This is a genomic window from Haliscomenobacter sp. (assembly GCF_040403615.1).
In the GTDB taxonomy this organism is placed as follows: domain Bacteria; phylum Bacteroidota; class Bacteroidia; order Chitinophagales; family Saprospiraceae; genus Haliscomenobacter.
Genome location: NZ_JBBAKG010000115.1, coordinates 1 through 16,967, shown reverse-complemented (window position 1 = coordinate 16,967; position 16,967 = coordinate 1). Strand labels below are relative to the sequence as shown.

Genomic DNA, 16,967 nt, shown 5'->3' with positions numbered 1-16,967 from the left:
TGTTCCAATTGTACAATGTTGTAGTAGGCCAACGTGATGTCGGCAGCCATGGCCTGCATTTGGGCAGTGGTACGCGCACGGCTTTGCTGCTCATTGGCAAACAAACGGTCGCGAATGGCGTACATGCGCCAGCCATCGTACAATGTCCAAACCGCTTCTACTCCAACTCTGGTGTTGAAAGTCGCCGCATTGGGAACCGCCCTGATGTCTCCAGAAAATAACTTTTGGACGGTATTGTTGACAGCGTAAGAGACATTACCTGTAGAGTTTACGATAGGCGTCATGCCCGCTCTTGCTGGCGTATTGTTGTTGGCGGCAATTAACTCCTCGTTGCGCAAAATCTGGATGTCAAAACTTTTCTCTAATCCAATTTTTACGGCATCCTCCACGCGCAAGACCGAAGTTTGCGCGATGGAGAATGTTTTAACAGATAGGATTAGTACAAAACAAAATATATTATTCAGCAACTGCGATCGCTTCATGCTTCACGGCTTTTTGTCGATTGAAAAAAGTGTAAATCGCTGGAATCACATACAAAGTAAGGACCAGCGAAAAACTTAAACCACCGATGATGGCAACACCCATTGGAATCCGGCTGGTAGAGGCTGCTCCCAGTGCCAAGGCAATGGGCAATACCCCCAGCATGGTGGCAATACTGGTCATCAGGATGGCGCGCAAACGCAAAGTTGCCGCTTCCACTGCGGCCTCCATCGCACCCATACCTTCTTCCATTTTTTGATTGGCAAATTCCACAATCAAAATCCCGTTTTTGGTCACAATACCCACCAAAACGATGATGCCAATTTCACTAAAGATATTGAGGGTATGGTTGAACCACCACAACGACAACAAGGCACCAACCAAGGCCAATGGCACGGTAACCATGATGATTAAGGGGTCAAAGAAGCTTTCAAACTGAGCAGCCAGCGTCAGATAAACCAATGCCAATGCCAACAAGAAGGCAAACATGATCCCCCCAGAGCTTTCCTTGAAGTCTTTGGACGTACCAGTTAATTCGGTTTGGAATGATTCATCCAGCACTTTCGCCTTGATGGCTTCCATGGCCTCGATGCCTTGCCCAATGGTATAACCAGGGTTCAAACCAGCCGATACGGTAGCCGACAAGTAACGGTTAAACCGGAAAAGTTGTGGTGGGCTGGATTGCTCAATGAGCCGCACGAGGTTGCTCATCGGTATCAATTCACCCAGGGTATTGCGTACATACAACGAAGACAAGTCCCGTGGATCATCGCGGTAAATGCGATCGGCTTCACCAATGACTTCATATTGCTTGCTGTCTTTGATGAAATAGCCGTAGCGTTGTCCAGCGTAGTACAGCTGCAAAGTTTCGGCTATGTCCCGAATGCTTACATTCAATTTCCGGGCACGCTCGCGGTCAATTTCCAGGCGCAATTCAGGCTTATTGAATTTCAGATCCAAATCTGTAACGGCAAAAGCTGGATTCTTGGCTGCTTCCTCCATGAAGATGGGCAGTACTCTTTTTAAGTCATCAAAATTGGGCGCCTGAATTACGAATTGCACAGGTAAGCCACCACCTCTGCGATCTGTTGAAATCGTTTGTTCTTGCGTAACCAGGGACTTCGCATAATTCAGTTGCCCAATTTTAGGCATCAGGAATTTGGCCAACTCATCTTGAGTACGGGTACGTTCTTCGGGTTGCTTCAAAATGACGTTTACAAAAGCGGAATTTACTGCACCTGAACCGGTAAACCCAGGAGCGGTAACTGCAATAAGGGCTCGCTTTTCTGGCAAGGTATCTACCATTTTGAGCACTTCCAACAAGTAGCGATCCATGATTTCGTAGGAAGTTCCCTCAGGAGAAGTCATGACGATCCGGAGGCTGCTTTTGTCCTCCATAGGCGCCAATTCGGAAGGAATCTGTTTGAGCAACATGTAAATCCCGAATCCGGCCATAATGGTGATCAACCAGGAAACGCCCCGAAAACGCATGAAACCCTTGAGCGTACGGTTGTAAAAGTTGGTCATTCCTACAAAAAACTTTTCGGTAAAATTGTAGATGGCCCCATGCTTTTGCTGTCTCAAAAAACGGGCGCACATCATCGGCGTAAGCGTGAGCGAAACGATCATAGAAATGAGGATAGAACCGGCTACGGTAATCCCGAATTCCCGGAACAAACGCCCGGTGAGCCCTTGCAAGAATACAATGGGCAAAAACACGATGATCAGCGTAATTGAAGTGGAGATGATGGCAAAGTAAATCTCTTTGGAGCCTTCGTGCGCTGCTGCATAGGGCTTTTCTCCAGCTTCGATGCGTCGGAAGATGTTCTCCATTACCACAATGGCATCGTCCACCACCAAGCCGGTAGCCAATACAATACCCAACAGAGTCAAAATATTGATGGAAAAATTGAAGACATACATAATGAAGAAAGCCCCGATCAATGAAATGGGAATGGCAATTACCGGGATCAAAGTCGTGCGCCAGTTGCGCAAGAATATAAAGATCACCAATACCACCAGCCCAAATGCCAATAGCAAGGTTTCTTCTACTTCCTTGATTGCATTGCGAATACTTACGGTGCCATCAAAGGCATAATCCAGGATGATGTCTTCTGGCAAATCTTTTTTGATCTCATTCACCCGATCATACACCCGATCCGCAATGTCGATGTAATTCGCACCCGGCAGTGGCGTAATGGCCACCCCCACCATGGGGATCATGTTATTGCCGCGCAGGATGGAACGCTTGTTTTGTGGCTCCAGATCTACGGTTGCTACATCGCTGAGCAAAATGGTGGCACCACCCGATTCGCGCAATACAATATTGGAAAACTCTTCGGGAGTGAACAAGCGGCCTTCGGTGCGAATGGTCAACTCCGTGCGGTAGCCTTCGATGCGACCAGAAGGCAATTCCAGGTTTTGGCGCTGCAAAGCGGTGCGCACATCAAGCGGCGTAAGGCTATACGCGGTCAACTTGGTCGGATCCATTTTGATGCGGATCGCATACCTTTTTTCACCCCAAATGCGGATATTTGATACGCCAGGAATGGTCTGAATGCGCTCCTTCATCACGTTGGTTGCAAATTCGCTCAATTGCATCAAGTTGCGGCGGTTGCTTTGCACCGTAATGGACATGATGGGGTTGGAGTTGGCATCCGATTTGGATACCACCGGAGGATCGGCATCTGGTGGCAACAAGCGCTGTGCCTGCGATACTTTCTCGCGCACATCGTTGGCTGCTGCTTCCAAATCTACCCCCAATTCAAATTCTACCCGAATGCTGCTCCGACCATCGGAGCAGGTACTGGACAAGGAGCGGATCCCGGCGATGCCGTTGATGCTCTCTTCCAGAGGTTCAGTGATTTGAGACTCAATTACATCCGCACTTGCTCCGGTATAATTCGTTTGGACCGACACAATCGGAGGGTCAACGCTGGGGTATTCCCGCAAACCTAAAGAGCGAAAACCAATGTATCCAAAAAGGACAATGACGATAGAGATCACCGTAGCCATTACTGGCCGGTTGATGCTCAGTGAAGACATGTTCATAGGCCATTCGGTTTTGGAGATTCAACCAATTTGGTGGGTATCACGGGCATTCCTTCTTTGAGGGCCAACAATCCGGTGAGGAGGATGCTGTCTCCAGGAGTTATGCCTTCTAAAATGGCTATCGCGTTTTCCAATCGCTGTCCAGCTAGTACAGTCTGCATTTTGACTTTACCCCCTTTGATGACCAACAACTGCTGGCCATTCAGGATAGGAATGACTGCATCCGTAGGTACCAACACCGCCGCGCGGTTTTCGCTGGTTACAATCTGTACTTTGGCAAAGTTGCCGGGCTTCAACTGGCCTCCAGGATTGGCACACCGGGCACGAGCAGTAAGGGTACGCGTTCCGGCGTCGACCTGGTTGCTCAATGCGTATACTTCAGCACGGAAATTTTGATTGATGCCCTCTACCGTAAACTGTACCCTTTGACCGACTTTTAGATCCCTTGAAAAACGCTCGGGTACTTCAAATTCCATTTTGATTGGATCGGTTTGTTGCAAACGCACCAGGATGTCAGAAGGCGAAACGTAAGCACCTTCACTCAGTTGACGCAACCCAAGCTTACCACTAAACGGCGCACGGATGCGGGTTTTGTCCAGCGCTACTCCGGTAATGCGGATGTCGGCGCGGGTTTGATCCAGATTCAGGCCAAGTCGGTCGTAATCTTCCTGAGCAATACCGTCAATGGCCAAGAGGTCTTTGGCGCGTTTGAGTTCTCGTTCGTTATAGGCTTCACTCACCTTGAGTTTTGAAAGTTGAGCTTCCAATTCTGCGCGATCCAATTCGGCCAGGAGTGCCCCTTTTTGAACCAGGGTGCCTTCCTTGAAGAGCAACTTCGTCATGCGACCAGAACGCTCAGGGCGAATGTCAACTTGTTCGTTGGAAACCAGGTTGCCCGTTGTAAATAAAGTGTTTTCCAGCACTTGCGCATTTACGATCATGTAATCGACCGGAGTAGGCGGCGGCGGGCCAGCAGGGCCGCCAGGGCCGCCACCAGGCTTTCCACCTGGGCCAGCTCCAGCCATGGGGCTTTCACCTTTTTTTCCACCACAGGATGTCAATACAATGCATACAAGGACCAGATAGAGCAGGGATGAAATGTGCTTCATAAAAATTGCAGGTTAGTAAAAATCGTACAAATGTTGTTGACGCGTAAAATGGGCTATAACTTCGAATCCGAAAAATACAAAACTTTATTGGGTCAGCCATCTGAAGGGCTAACAATTGCGACCGAGTGCGGGCTGAAGGCGAGCAATGTCGTATAGCGACAGGGAATGGTTGTTGGTCGTTGGGCACAACGAGAACTTCTTCACCTCAACGTATCCCCCAAACTCAACAATTTCAGCCCCCCAGCCTTCAATTCCAGGCCTTTCTTGGCCGGTTTAAAAACCACTTCCACCGTTTCGCCGGGCAAAACATCAAAGTAATTGTCGCTGAAAAATCCATCGACTTCGTCGCCGAAATCGAGGAAAACATTTTTTACCAATTGTTGGGCGCTCAAACGGATCAAAAAGCCATCCTGATTGGGTGAAACTTTCTTGTCGATAGCCACCTTTCGGGGCAAATTAAGGTCTTTGGCGGATGCCAGGTAGACCGGATTGCGGTGCAGGAGCTTGCCATTGGCGTACAAATTCACCACCAGTACAGTTTTTCGGGTCGTTGCCAGGTCGCAAATTTCGGCAAGGGGGAGTTCGAGTGCCAATAGTGCTGTATTTTCAGGCAGTTGGAGGCTAGTATCTTTTTTCCACAATACTTGCCCTGAAAAATCGAGCAAACGCATGCGCAATTCGCCTTCCCGAGCTTGCAAGTCATCAGAAATGATGCTGATGCGCAGTTTGCCGTCCTTGACTAAAGCGGCAGTGATGTTGCGTGCAAAAGCTTTTTTGACAAAATAATGCAATGCCTTCCAGCGCTGGTAATAATCCATGCTCGACCAGGAGGCAACTGGCCATACATCGTTGATTTGCCAGTACAAAGACCCCATGCAGTATGGCATGGCCGCCCGATGCGCTTCGATGGCCATTTTGATGCCTTCGGCTTGCAACAATTGCCCTACGTACAAAAATTGCTCAAAATCAGTCGGCACCTGATAATTCTGCTGCATGTAACTGCGGATGCGCAAATTGCCAATGCCGCTGCGTTGGTGCGCAGCCATCACGGTCGATTCGATGTTCCAGTCTTCGGGTAAGGCATAGGTTTTCACCGTTTTGAATTCGGGAAAGGACTGAAAGCCATACTCGCTCATGAATCGGCCAATGTGCTCGTAATACGCGCTAAACGGATGCTCGGAATGCCACACTCCCCAATAATGGATATCGCCATTGGGCGTATCACTGCGGGCATGCTTGCCCACGATATTGAACGGCGACGAAGGCCAGTAAAACATCCCAGGATGATGTGCGCCCACTACGGTTGGCAGCAGCTTGTGAAAAATCGTATCGTAGGCGTTCCAAATTTCGCGGCGTTGTGCCAGGGTATACTGCTGTTTCCAGCCCCAACCCAGAAATTCGTTGTGCTGTGCCCAGGCAATGTCTATCTCATTGTTGCCACACCACAGCGCGAGGCAAGGGTGATTGCGCAAACGCTTGACATTGTATTCGGCTTCCTCTTCTACGCTGCGCAAAAAAGCGGGATCGCCTGGGTACATGCTGCATGCAAACATAAAATCTTGCCAAACCATTACCCCCATTTCATTGCAGAGCTCGTAAAATAGGTCGTTTTCATAAAAACCACCGCCCCAAATACGCAGCATATTCATGTTGGCCTCCACCGTGGAACGGATGATGTTGCGGTATTTTTCTGGCCCCACCCGAGGGATAAACATATCGTTGGGGATGTAATTGGCGCCTTTGGCAAAAATGACTCGGCCATTGAGTTCAAAATGGAAGGAACTGCCTTTGTCGTCAGGCGTTTGTATGATTTTGATGGTGCGCAAGCCAATTTTGTGGCTGATTTCGTTGACGGGCTTGCGCTGGTAGGAGATGCGGGCGGTCAGGTTGTAGAGGTTGGCTTTGCCCAAATCGTGCGTCCACCACAAGCGGGGGGTGTAAATTTCAAAAGGCAAATGAAACTCGTTTTTGCCCTTTAGCATCGCAATCTCCTGTGAAGCCAGCAAGGTATCGCCATGCCAGATTTCGATCAGCCCCTCGTGATCCACCAGCGATTCTACTTCACAACGGGCAGTGAGCTGGGCTTTTTCGTCGTTGAGGCTGTCTTGTTGGAAATACACGTCGGTGAGCCGGGCTTTGTTCCAACCAAACAAACGGATCGGGCGGTAAACGCCGCTGGTAACCAGCCGCGGCCCCCAATCCCAACCAAAATGGTAGCCGGGTTTGCGCAAAAAAACGCTGACCAGTTTGTCCCCTAATCCACCGCGTTCGGATTGATCGTTGGTGGCGGGCAAACCGTATTTGTTTTTGGCCAGCGCCTGCAAACCCACTGTAATGGGCGAGTGAAAAAAGATGCGCAGTTTATTCTCTCCGGATTTGAGGTATGGTTTTACCTCTTTTTCCCAGGCTACAAAGAAGTTGTCCGCCAGGATGACCAGTTTTTCGTTGACGTACACATCGGCGTAGGTATCCAGCCCCAGGCACTCCAGGTTGATGGCATCGTATTCCAAAAATTCCTCGCTGACTTGAAAGGTGCAACGGTATTCCCAATCGACTTTGTCCACCCATTGAACTTCTTCCTCTTGCATGCGAAAGTAGGGATCGGGAATTTTGTGGTTGGCCATCAAATCCGTATGTACTGTGCCAGGTACAGTTGCTGGTAGCCAGTTTCCTTTGCCCGCTTGCCGAAAAGTCCAATTGTCGTTCAACGCTATCATGTTGCTATTGGGTTGCTTTTTGCATCCCAATAGACCACATAATGAGGCCATTAGGATGGAATAATAAAAAAGCTTACGCATCCTGTAAATTGTGTGAACTGCGAAAATAATCGAAAATGTGAAGGTTGGTTCGAAACTTTTTCTGTCAGTATGACGCAAAAAATCGGAAAGTTACTTTTTCGGCGTTATTTACCAAAAATACCGCTGATTGGGGATGTTTTTTTGCTAAAAATTGATTAGCTTTATCCCCATTGTTTTTTAAAAAAATCCAAACGAGGGCAGATGAATATCACTCAAAAATTGTTGCTTTTTGTTTTTTGCATCTCGGGTCTGTTTTTGCTCAGCAGCAGTAAAACACAGCAATCCCTGGTAGATGAGCGTTATGACAACATTTTGCACAATGTGGGGCAGTTGTTGGTACAGGAGCATTACAGCCCTCAAAATGTCAATGATCAATTTTCTGAAAAAATAGTTGCAGCTTATCTAAAGCAACTGGATCCCGAAAAAATCATTTTCCTTCAGTCAGACATCAAAGCTTTCAATAAATTTGACCATTCCATTGATGAAGAAATCAAGGGCGCACCGGTCGCTTTTTACTATGCAGTGAATGGAAAATACAAGGAGCGGCTCAACGAAATCAAGAGCAATTGCGCTGGCTTGTTGGCCCATCCCTTTCAGTTTCTGGAACAAGACAGCATCGTAACCGAATACGATAAACTAAATTACCCCGCCAATTCCCAGATGCAACTGAAGCAATGGGGCAAAAAAATGAAATTCTTCACCCTGGAAAAAATGGTCGACCTCCAGGAAGATCAAGACAGAATCAAGTCCGATACCATCGCAAAGGCGACTGACGCCGAACTGGAAATCAAAGCCAGGGCTTTTGCCAAAACCACTATGGAAAAATCGCTCGATCGCTTGTTGAACAAAACCACCGACGACGACCGCTTCAGCATGTTTGTCAGCACCATCACCAACCTGATGGATCCGCATACCGACTTTTTTATGCCCGTTGAAAAAAGGGCCTGGGACGAAAAGTTGTCGGGTAAATTTTACGGCATTGGCGCGCTGATTGGGGAAGAAAATGGCTATGTCAAAATCGCCAGTGTATCCCAAGGCGGCCCCGCCTGGAAAACCACCGAAGTCAACGACGGCGACCTCATCCTCAAAATTGCCGAAGGAGACAATCCTCCTGTAGATGTTGCGGGTTATGACATACCCGATGCCATCAAGTTGATCCGGGGAAGCAAAGGCTCTACGGTAAAAATGACCCTCAAAAAAGCCGACGGAACCGTAAAAACAGTAGCCATTGTGCGCGAGGAATTGAAGCTGGAGGAAACCTTTGCCAAAAGCAGCATCCTTCAGGAAGGAGATCAAAAGACAGGCTACATCTATTTGCCCAAGTTTTACATGCCGATGGGTGAAGGCGAAGGCAGAAGCTGCGCCGCAGACGTGGCAGCCGAATTGGTCAAATTGCAAAAAGAAAAAGTAGACGGCATCATCCTGGATTTGCGCGACAATGGCGGCGGTAGCTTGTACGAAGCCGTCAAAATGGTGGGGCTGTTTATTCCCGATGGCCCGGTAGTACAGATTAAAAACAGCGACGGGAGAACCAATTTCCTCAGTGACCAAGACAATGGCGTTACCACTTACAGCGGGCCATTGGTGGTCATGGTGAATGAATTTAGCGCCTCTGCTTCCGAGATTTTTGCAGCGGCAATTCAGGATTACAAGCGAGGCATTATTGTGGGCAGCACTGCCACCTATGGCAAAGGCACCGTACAACGCCCGATTCCACTAAGCAGCAATCTGGATCCGGTCAATCTGGGTACCGTGCACTTGACCATGCAGAAATACTACCGCATCAATGGCGCCTCTACCCAACTGAAAGGTGTGGAAGCAGACATTCAACTGCCAGGCTACTACGAGCAATACAAGCTCAAGGAAAAAGACAATCCCAGTGCCCTGGTTTGGGACGAAATCCGCCAACTGTACTTCAAGCCCTGGAACAAGCAGCCTGACCTCAATCTTTTGCGCCAGCGCTTCCAAAAACGCGACAGCAGCGGAGTGATGGGCAAAATCAAGTTCAATACTTCCTGGCTGGCCCAACAAAATGAAATGCCAGCTCAGCTCAACATCAACAAGTACAAGGAAAAAATGCTGGCCCAGCGGACAAAAGCGACCCAAACCCGCGGAATGATGCAGCTTTCCAAGCCCATGAAAATCGTTAAACCTGGAGAAACCGGTAGTGCAGCTGATACCGCCGCCGATGACAACAACCGCTGGTTGAACTACTTAAAAAAAGACCGCTACCTGTACGAGGCCAATTTGGTGCTAAATGATATGCTGCTGGGGAATGGCATGACAGGAGCGTTGAAGACTGGTTCGGAGGGGAAGAATTAGTAAATGGGATCAAGGTGGTCTATTCAATCGTCTACTAAAAAATCCTCTTCATCCAAAAATTCAGGCACTGCAACCCAAAAAACTTTTCCTTGCTTGTATTCGTTAAAACTCAAAGCGGCAAGCCCGCTGCCTTTTTAATGCAGTAGAAACATCCACGCCATGTCAACGAAAATCATGCAGAAGCGCTTGTACGACAGTGTATCCTTGCCCTTCAAATTTGTAGCCTTGCTTTGGTTGATCCATTTGGTGCAATCCATTTTTAACCTCAATTTGGGGGTATGGGGCATTTATCCCCGCGAGGAATTCGGATTGCCGGGGATCATCACTGCACCTTTGATTCACGCCGATTTTCCGCACTTGCTGTCCAATACTCCGCCCTTGTTTGTGTTGAGTGCCATGATTATGTTTTTTTACCGCAGGGTGGCGCTGTCTAGTTTTGCGCTCATTTATTTGCTTACCGGTGCTGCAGTTTGGGTTTTTGGGCGACCCGTTTTTCACATTGGCGCCAGCGGGGTCATTTACGGCTTGGCTGCATTTGTGGTATTCAGTGGCATTTTCCGACGCAACCTCAAATCAATTGCGTTGGCGTTGCTGGTCGGTTTGTATTACGGCTCAATGATCTACGGTATTTTTCCTGGTCAGGAAGGCGTGAGTTGGGAAAGCCACTTGTTGGGTGCAGTAGTGGGCGTTTTTGCCTCCTTTGTGTACAAAAACTCCATTGAAAAAGACGAACATCGGCAGATTCCTTCCTGGGAAAATGACCCCCATTACAACCAGGAGCAATTCTTTTTAGACCGCGATGCATTCAATAAAACCAAGGCAGAGAGAGAAAAGGAAACCCGGGGCAATGAGTGGTTTCGCTAGGCAAAATGATCACTTATTTTTTATCGCCCCTTATCCAAAATTCCCATCCAGGTAATTCCTGGTCAGCTCCTGTTTTGGATGCTCAAACAGCTCCGCGGTAGGCGCGTATTCGATCACTTCCCCAAAATACATAAAGGCAGTAAGATCAGCGACCCGCTGGGCTTGTTGCATGTTGTGGGTAACGATCACGATGGTGTAGTCTTTTTTCAATTTCAGCATCAAGTCTTCAATTTTTGAAGTACTGATGGGGTCTAGCGCCGAGCAAGGTTCATCCATCAGGAGTACTTCTGGCTCAACAGCTACAGCCCTGGCAATGCACATGCGCTGTTGTTGGCCGCCGGAAAGCGATAGTGCCGATTTATCGAGGTCGTCTTTTACTTCCTCCCAGAGATAACTGGCTTTGAGGGTGCGCTCCACCACCTCCTGCAATTGTTTTTTGTCGTGTTGCCCCGCGATTTTTAACCCGTAGGCAATGTTGTCAAAAATAGATTTGGGAAATGGGTTGGGTTTTTGAAAAACCATTCCAATTTTGCGCCGAATATCGACCGCATCTTTGCCGGGGGCATAAATATTGTCGCCATCCAGCAGGATTTCTCCTTTAATGTGTGCATCCGGGCTGAGGTCATGCATGCGGTTCATGGCGCGGAGCAAGGTAGATTTGCCACAACCCGAAGGGCCAATCAGTGCCACAATCTGGTTTTCAGGAATGTCCATATTGATGCCTTTCAACACCTCTTTGGTACCATAAGACAGCCGAAGATCTTTGATCTGTAATTTCGTTTTCATACCCGGGCCTGGTTGTAATTTCGGTAGCGGTACCGAATGATGAATGCAATGATGTTCAATACAAAAACCACACTTAGCAGTACCAATGCTGTTCCATATGCCAGTGGCCGCACCTCCTCAATGGCGTGGTGCTGGGTAGACAAAATGTACAAGTGGTAAGGCATCGCCATAAACGAGTCGTTGATGCTGCTGGGCAAATAGCGGAGGTAAAAGGCTACTCCGGTAAACAAAATCGGAGCAGTTTCGCCTGCTGCCCTGGATAATCCCAGGATTGAGCCAGTAACAATGCCCGATACAGCACTGGGTAACACATTGCTGTAAATGGCCTCCCACTTGGTTGCCCCCAGCGCCAAAGCGCCTTCCCGATAGGATTGGGGTACATTTTTTAATGCTTCTTCGGTGGTGGTAATAATATAAGGTAGCGTAAGCAAGCCTAAGGTAAATCCCGCCGATAAAATCGAGGCGCCAAAACCCAGCCCTTCCACAAATAAGGCTACTCCAAACAAGCCATAGATAATGGAGGGTACTCCCGCCAAATTGCGAATGGAAGCCCGGATCAAACGATTGACCCAATTGTTTGCGGCGTACTCACTGAGGTAGATGGCGGTGGCAATACCTAGTGGGATGGCAAAAACGGTGGTCACCATCGTTACAAAAATCGTTCCTATAATGGTTGGGAAAATGCCTCCCTCCATCATGCCTTTATGGGGGTAATCAAACAAGAACGTGAATCCGATCACCCCGGCGCCTTTGGAAAATATTTCCCAGAGAATGATGCCCAAAAACAGTAACACCAGCAGCACGAAAAAGCGGAGGGTATTTAGTCCGAGAGCTTGTTGGAGTTGGCTTTGTTTCATATATTGAAGGTTGTACAAATCATGCTTTGTAGCGGTAGCGGGCCGCAATGTTCTCGGCAATCAGGTTGATGCCCAGACTGATGATGAAAAGCAATGCACCTACCGCAAATAGGCTGTAATAATGCGTAGTACCATAAGGCACTTCCCCCAGTTCGATGGCAATAGTGGCCGTCATGGTGCGTACCGGATCAAAAAAGCCCTGGGGCATTGCCAGGGCATTCCCCGTGGCCATCAGCACCGTCATGGTTTCGCCAATGGCACGACCCATACCCAGGATAATTGCCGCAATAATCCCCGAGAAAGCAGCAGGAAGCGTCACCCTCATCAGGGTTGTCCATTGGTTGGCGCCCAATGCATAGGAACCTTCAATAAAATTATGAGGTACTGCCCGGATTGCATCTTCGGCAACGGTAATAATGGTAGGCAAGGACATTACGGCGAGCAAAATGGAGCCGTTGAGTGCAGTCAATCCATTGCTCAGGCCGAAAACCCGGGCAATCAGGGGCCCAACCATTACAATGCCAATAAATCCTACCACGACGGAAGGGATTGCCGCCAAAAGTTCAATGATGGGCTTGAGGATGAGGCGGGTTTTGTTGGAAGCAACCTGAGCCAAGTACGTTGCTGCGCCAACTCCCAGCGGAATTGCAATCAACATGGCACCCAGCGTCACCAAAAAAGTGCTGACCAGCATGCTCAAAATCCCGAAAGTGGGTTTACCGTAAGCCGACGGATTCCAATCGCTGCCGAAAAAAAAGTCGCTTAACTCGATCACCGCAAAAGCTTTGATGCCATTGATCAGGAGCATACCAAAAATCCCCAGCAAAACCATTACCGAAAGGAATGCTGCCAGAAAAAACAAGCCCTTGATGGCTCGATCAATGAGTCGACGCATTTGCATATTTGAAGTTTAAGGGTCGATAAAATGATCACTTATTTTGCCCCATTACTAAAGCTTGTTCATTTTGTTTCCAATACGCTTTGGTCACTGGAAAATAGCCGCTTTTCTGCACCAGTGCCTGGCCTTCGGCGCTGAGGCAATAACGCAGAAATTGCCGCAACTTCCCTTTGGGGTGGCCATTGGTGTATTGAAACAATGGTCGGGTGATCGGGTAATTTCCATTTTCTATGTTGCTGGCCAGGGTAGGGAGATAAGCAGAAGATTGATCATTGGCTTTTACCGCCAGAACTTTGAAATGCTGGTTGATTTGATCTTTATTTTCTTGTACATACCCCACGCCTACATATCCAATGCCATTCCGATCATTTTTGATGGCCTCTACAATTTGTGCGGTGCCGTTCATTTGTTTTACATCAGAAGAGTATTCCGCTTGAACGATGCTGTCGCGGAAATAGACAAAAGTGCCTGAATTGCTTTGCCGCCCATACAGGGAGATTTCCTCATCCGATCCACCCAGGTATTTCCAATTGTTGAGCCTGCCGCTGTAAATGGCAGCCAGTTGATGTTTTGAAATTTCATTGATTGGGCAGTCTTTATGCACAATGATGGCAATGGCATCGATACCCAGTACCGTTGCCAAAGGATAAACCCCACGATCATTGGCCATAGTCAGCTCTTCGGCTTTCATAGCACGGGAGGAATTGGCGATGCTGGTTTTGCCATTGATCAAAGCGGCAATCCCTGCTCCAGAGCCTCCTCCGGTGATGGCGATGGAAATATCGGGGTCTTCCATCATATAGGTTTCGGCTAATGTCAGTACTAAATTGACCTCGGTATCCGAGCCTTTGATCAGGAGATTTTCAACATGGCCATGTTTAGGGTTACAAGACCAGCACAAAAAGCCGAAAAAGAGGAAAATTAAGGGCAGTCTCTTTTTCATATTCAGTGTTGCTTTTGGTTTGAAACGACTTCTACAAAAGCGACATTGTAATTAAGCACATTAATGTCAATTGCAGGTTAATTGCAGGTTATGATATGGTAAAGCTTGGCCTGGAAAGTAATTTGTCAATTTTTAAAGGTTCGAGATGGTTCTGCTAAGTCCTTGATTAAAAGCAAAAAAGAGTACTGCTGATTTTAAAGTATAAATTTTTTTCGAAGCAATATGATTTTTAGTATCCTAAACGCTTGACATTATATTTTTTTCATGTACTTTTGTAGCGAAGATTTGATCTTCTGCTGTTAGTTTAATAGTATTACTTCTTTTGCATAGGCTCATCTACATACTTCTCCACTGGATTATCCCAGTGCAATCTCGTTTAACATTCCATTTTTGATTGGACTGAATGATTCATTCAGTTAATTTGTGCTATCTACACGTCCACACAACATTGATTTTCTTCGCGAAAATTCTCTGAAACAGCCGTGCCGCTTCAGCTGACACATTTTGCGAATCATTTGGTTGATTTTGGTTTAGACCAGAACTCGACTTGGGGACTCTACTCTAATTTTTAATCTCATAACATTCTTAATGCAAAACTTTTTTACGATGGGTATTCTAACAAATTTCAAAAAAATCTTCCCTATTCTGTTGTTGATGGGCATCGTGTTTACCGCATGTAACAACGATGAAAACGACAACGATCTGGTAATTGAGTCAAAATCTGTAGCCGACTACTCCTATGATGTAGCATTCGAGTGGAACGATTTGTTTCTTGAAATTGAGCGCTATGCTGCGGGTTACCGTCCAGGGCCAGCTCCACGGGCATTGGCTTACATTGGTTTGGCTTCTTATGAGGCTTGCGTCAATGGATTTGAAAAGCACAAATCAATTGCCACTCTTTACCCTGGCTTGAAGCTCCCGGTGGCAGATGCTACTGCTGAGTACCACTGGCCAGCGGTTGTAAATAGCTTGCGCGCCAATTTGATGCGTCGCTTTTTTCGCAGTGCGAGCAACACCCTTTTTGAAAAAATCACCACCCTGGAAAACAAGTTGGGCAGCAAGTACCGTACTGAAAGCACTGAAGATGTGATCCAACGTTCCGTTGCACATGGTCGGGCAGTAGCAGATGCAGTGTGGGAATGGTCAACTACCGATGCTACAGGACACGACGCCTACCTGGATCCATTCAAAGGCTACAACTGGGCTGATTATTCCAACAAACCTGGGCATTGGCGTCCAACAGTTCCTGGGCCCCCCCAACCGATGTTCCCATTCTGGGGCCGTGCACGTACTTTCGCGATTTCCGAAAGTGACAAACTTTGCCCTCCTCCACTTCCTTTCAGCGAATCCCCTACTTCTCCAATGTTCAACCAGGCGATGGAAGTCGTGGCACAAACTGTAAATGCACCCTACGAAAATATCTGGATTGCTGAATTCTGGAGTGATGATTTGCTCAACCTGACCTTCAGCCCTGGCCCACGTTGGACTGCGGTTGCCAATCAGGTATATAAAAATGAAAAGTCTAACCTGGAAACTGCCCTGTTGTGCGATGCTAAAGTTGGTATGGCCCTGAACGACGCAGCGGTAGCTTGCTGGCATTCCAAATTCTTCTACAACGTAGAGCGCCCTGAGTCTTACATCAAGCGGGTAATCGATCCTAAATGGGAACCAGTCCTGGACAACCCAACAAATGGTGATAAAGGGTTCAGCCCTCCATTTCCTGCCTATCCTTCTGGCCACTCTACCATGGGTGCTGCGGGTGCGGAAGCCTTGGCCAGCATTTTTGGCTACGACTATGCGATGACGGATCGTTGCCATGAAAACCGCAGTGATTTTGAAGGTCGCCCACGTTCTTATGGTTCTTTCCAGGAAATGGCTGAAGAAAACGCCTGGTCTCGGGTGCCACTAGGGGTTCATTACCGCATGGACTGTGAGCAAGGGGTAAACCAGGGTTACCGCGTAGCACGTAAAGTGAACAGATTGCCCTGGAATAAATAAGCTTCCGGCACAATCAATGCATGTATAAAGAGGCTCTTGGTATCAGCTGATCAATAGATTCGCTGGTGTCAGGAGCCTTTTCAGTTTTGTAAAAAGGATCTGATTCTACTTAATATGATGCAAAAAATTAATTCCCGATTTTATTAGGGGCTTTTGAATAGGAAGCTCACTTGAAATGAAGCGTTCGACTTCCTATTCAAAACCCAAAATCGGGAAGTTAATTTTTCTGCGTTACTTAATTTTATTTCATTATGAACCTCCATCGTACTATTGTTACTGGATTGGTTGGCGTTCTTTTCCTCATTTTTCATGCCTGTACCAATCCTTCTGCACCACAAGAACGCATCCTGAGGCACCAGGATGGGAGCATCAGGCGGCGTTATACACTCGTCAAAGACATCATTGAAGGCGAAATGACCGAGTATTATCCAAAGACTGGGGCCATTCAAAACAAGCGCATCTTTGTACATGGGGTACAAACGGGTAAAACCCAACTTTTCTACCCCGATGGCAAAATCAAGGAAGTGCAATACTACCGCGACGGTAAGAAACAGGATGGCGATACTATTTTTTATCAAAACGGGCGACCACAGTTTCTGGTTACCTTCAAAGACGGCAAAATACATGGGCCAATGCGCAAGTGGACGGAAGATGGCAAGCTGTTTTTTGAAGCAAGGTATGAGTTGGATTCGCTCAAGGAAGTGACTACGATCATGAAGGCTTTACCAGAATGAAAACCTGCGTTTTTTTTGTTTTTTTCACCACCTCAGACACACCTAAGATACACCTGAGCAATACGTTGTTCAACTTAGGTGTATCTGAGGTGCCTGAGGTGGTGAAAAAAAAGCATCGAAGCTGCCC

At 47.6% G+C, this 16,967-nt stretch carries 11 protein-coding genes and 1 pseudogene; 4 read left to right on the top strand and 8 right to left on the bottom strand.

What is annotated here, in order from left to right; translation table 11 throughout:
* The 4 genes and pseudogenes from ABW391_RS24730 to ABW391_RS24715 form a co-directional block, all read right to left on the bottom strand.
* Positions 1–482 (bottom strand): annotated as a pseudogene (locus tag ABW391_RS24730) (TolC family protein); the annotation flags it as partial.
* Positions 457–3,531 carry an efflux RND transporter permease subunit gene (locus tag ABW391_RS24725; RefSeq protein WP_353484582.1) on the bottom strand — a complete coding sequence of 1,025 codons (3,075 nt, stop codon included), beginning with the start codon at positions 3,529–3,531 and terminating at the stop codon, positions 457–459. The pseudogene ABW391_RS24730 and the gene ABW391_RS24725, both read right to left, overlap by 26 nt.
* On the bottom strand, positions 3,528–4,640 hold the full coding sequence (locus ABW391_RS24720) for an efflux RND transporter periplasmic adaptor subunit (protein ID WP_353484581.1): 1,113 nt from the start codon (positions 4,638–4,640) through the stop codon (positions 3,528–3,530). The genes ABW391_RS24725 and ABW391_RS24720 overlap by 4 nt, the downstream gene beginning before the upstream one ends.
* Before the next feature lie 200 nt (positions 4,641–4,840).
* A complete protein-coding gene (locus tag ABW391_RS24715) occupies positions 4,841–7,357 on the bottom strand; it encodes a beta-mannosidase (RefSeq protein WP_353484580.1) in 2,517 nt (838 codons plus the stop codon).
* A gap of 282 nt (positions 7,358–7,639) precedes the next feature.
* Between ABW391_RS24715 and ABW391_RS24710 the strand changes: the two genes are divergently transcribed.
* Together ABW391_RS24710 and ABW391_RS24705 are read left to right on the top strand one after the other, a co-directional pair.
* Entirely contained in the window at positions 7,640–9,760 is a 2,121-nt protein-coding gene (locus ABW391_RS24710; RefSeq protein WP_353484579.1) for a carboxy terminal-processing peptidase, read from the top strand.
* Between the two features lie 159 nt (positions 9,761–9,919).
* Positions 9,920–10,624 carry a rhomboid family intramembrane serine protease gene (locus ABW391_RS24705; protein ID WP_353484578.1) on the top strand — a complete coding sequence of 235 codons (705 nt, stop codon included), beginning with the start codon at positions 9,920–9,922 and terminating at the stop codon, positions 10,622–10,624.
* A 30-nt stretch (positions 10,625–10,654) separates the two neighbouring features.
* Here ABW391_RS24705 and pstB read toward each other — a convergent pair whose 3' ends face one another.
* From pstB to ABW391_RS24685, 4 genes are read right to left on the bottom strand one after another with little or no spacing between them, the layout of a single operon-like run.
* Positions 10,655–11,410: a phosphate ABC transporter ATP-binding protein PstB gene (gene pstB, locus ABW391_RS24700; RefSeq protein WP_353484577.1), complete on the bottom strand. Its 756-nt coding sequence runs from the start codon at positions 11,408–11,410 to the stop codon at positions 10,655–10,657.
* On the bottom strand, positions 11,407–12,267 hold the full coding sequence (gene pstA / locus ABW391_RS24695; protein WP_353484576.1) for a phosphate ABC transporter permease PstA: 861 nt from the start codon (positions 12,265–12,267) through the stop codon (positions 11,407–11,409). Before pstA ends, pstB begins: the two co-directional genes overlap by 4 nt.
* A gap of 19 nt (positions 12,268–12,286) precedes the next feature.
* On the bottom strand, positions 12,287–13,168 hold the full coding sequence (pstC, locus tag ABW391_RS24690; protein ID WP_353484575.1) for a phosphate ABC transporter permease subunit PstC: 882 nt from the start codon (positions 13,166–13,168) through the stop codon (positions 12,287–12,289).
* Positions 13,169–13,196: 28 nt separating this feature from the next.
* A complete protein-coding gene (locus ABW391_RS24685; protein WP_353484574.1) occupies positions 13,197–14,108 on the bottom strand; it encodes a PstS family phosphate ABC transporter substrate-binding protein in 912 nt (303 codons plus the stop codon).
* 606 nt (positions 14,109–14,714) lie between these two features.
* On the opposite strand from ABW391_RS24685, the gene ABW391_RS24680 reads away from it, so the two are divergent.
* Both ABW391_RS24680 and ABW391_RS24675 read left to right on the top strand, forming a co-directional pair.
* Complete coding sequence (locus tag ABW391_RS24680; protein ID WP_353484573.1) at positions 14,715–16,106, top strand: vanadium-dependent haloperoxidase; 1,392 nt, start codon at positions 14,715–14,717, stop codon at positions 16,104–16,106.
* A gap of 251 nt (positions 16,107–16,357) precedes the next feature.
* Complete coding sequence (locus tag ABW391_RS24675; protein ID WP_353484572.1) at positions 16,358–16,840, top strand: toxin-antitoxin system YwqK family antitoxin; 483 nt, start codon at positions 16,358–16,360, stop codon at positions 16,838–16,840.
* The last annotated feature ends 127 nt before the right edge of the window (positions 16,841–16,967 follow it).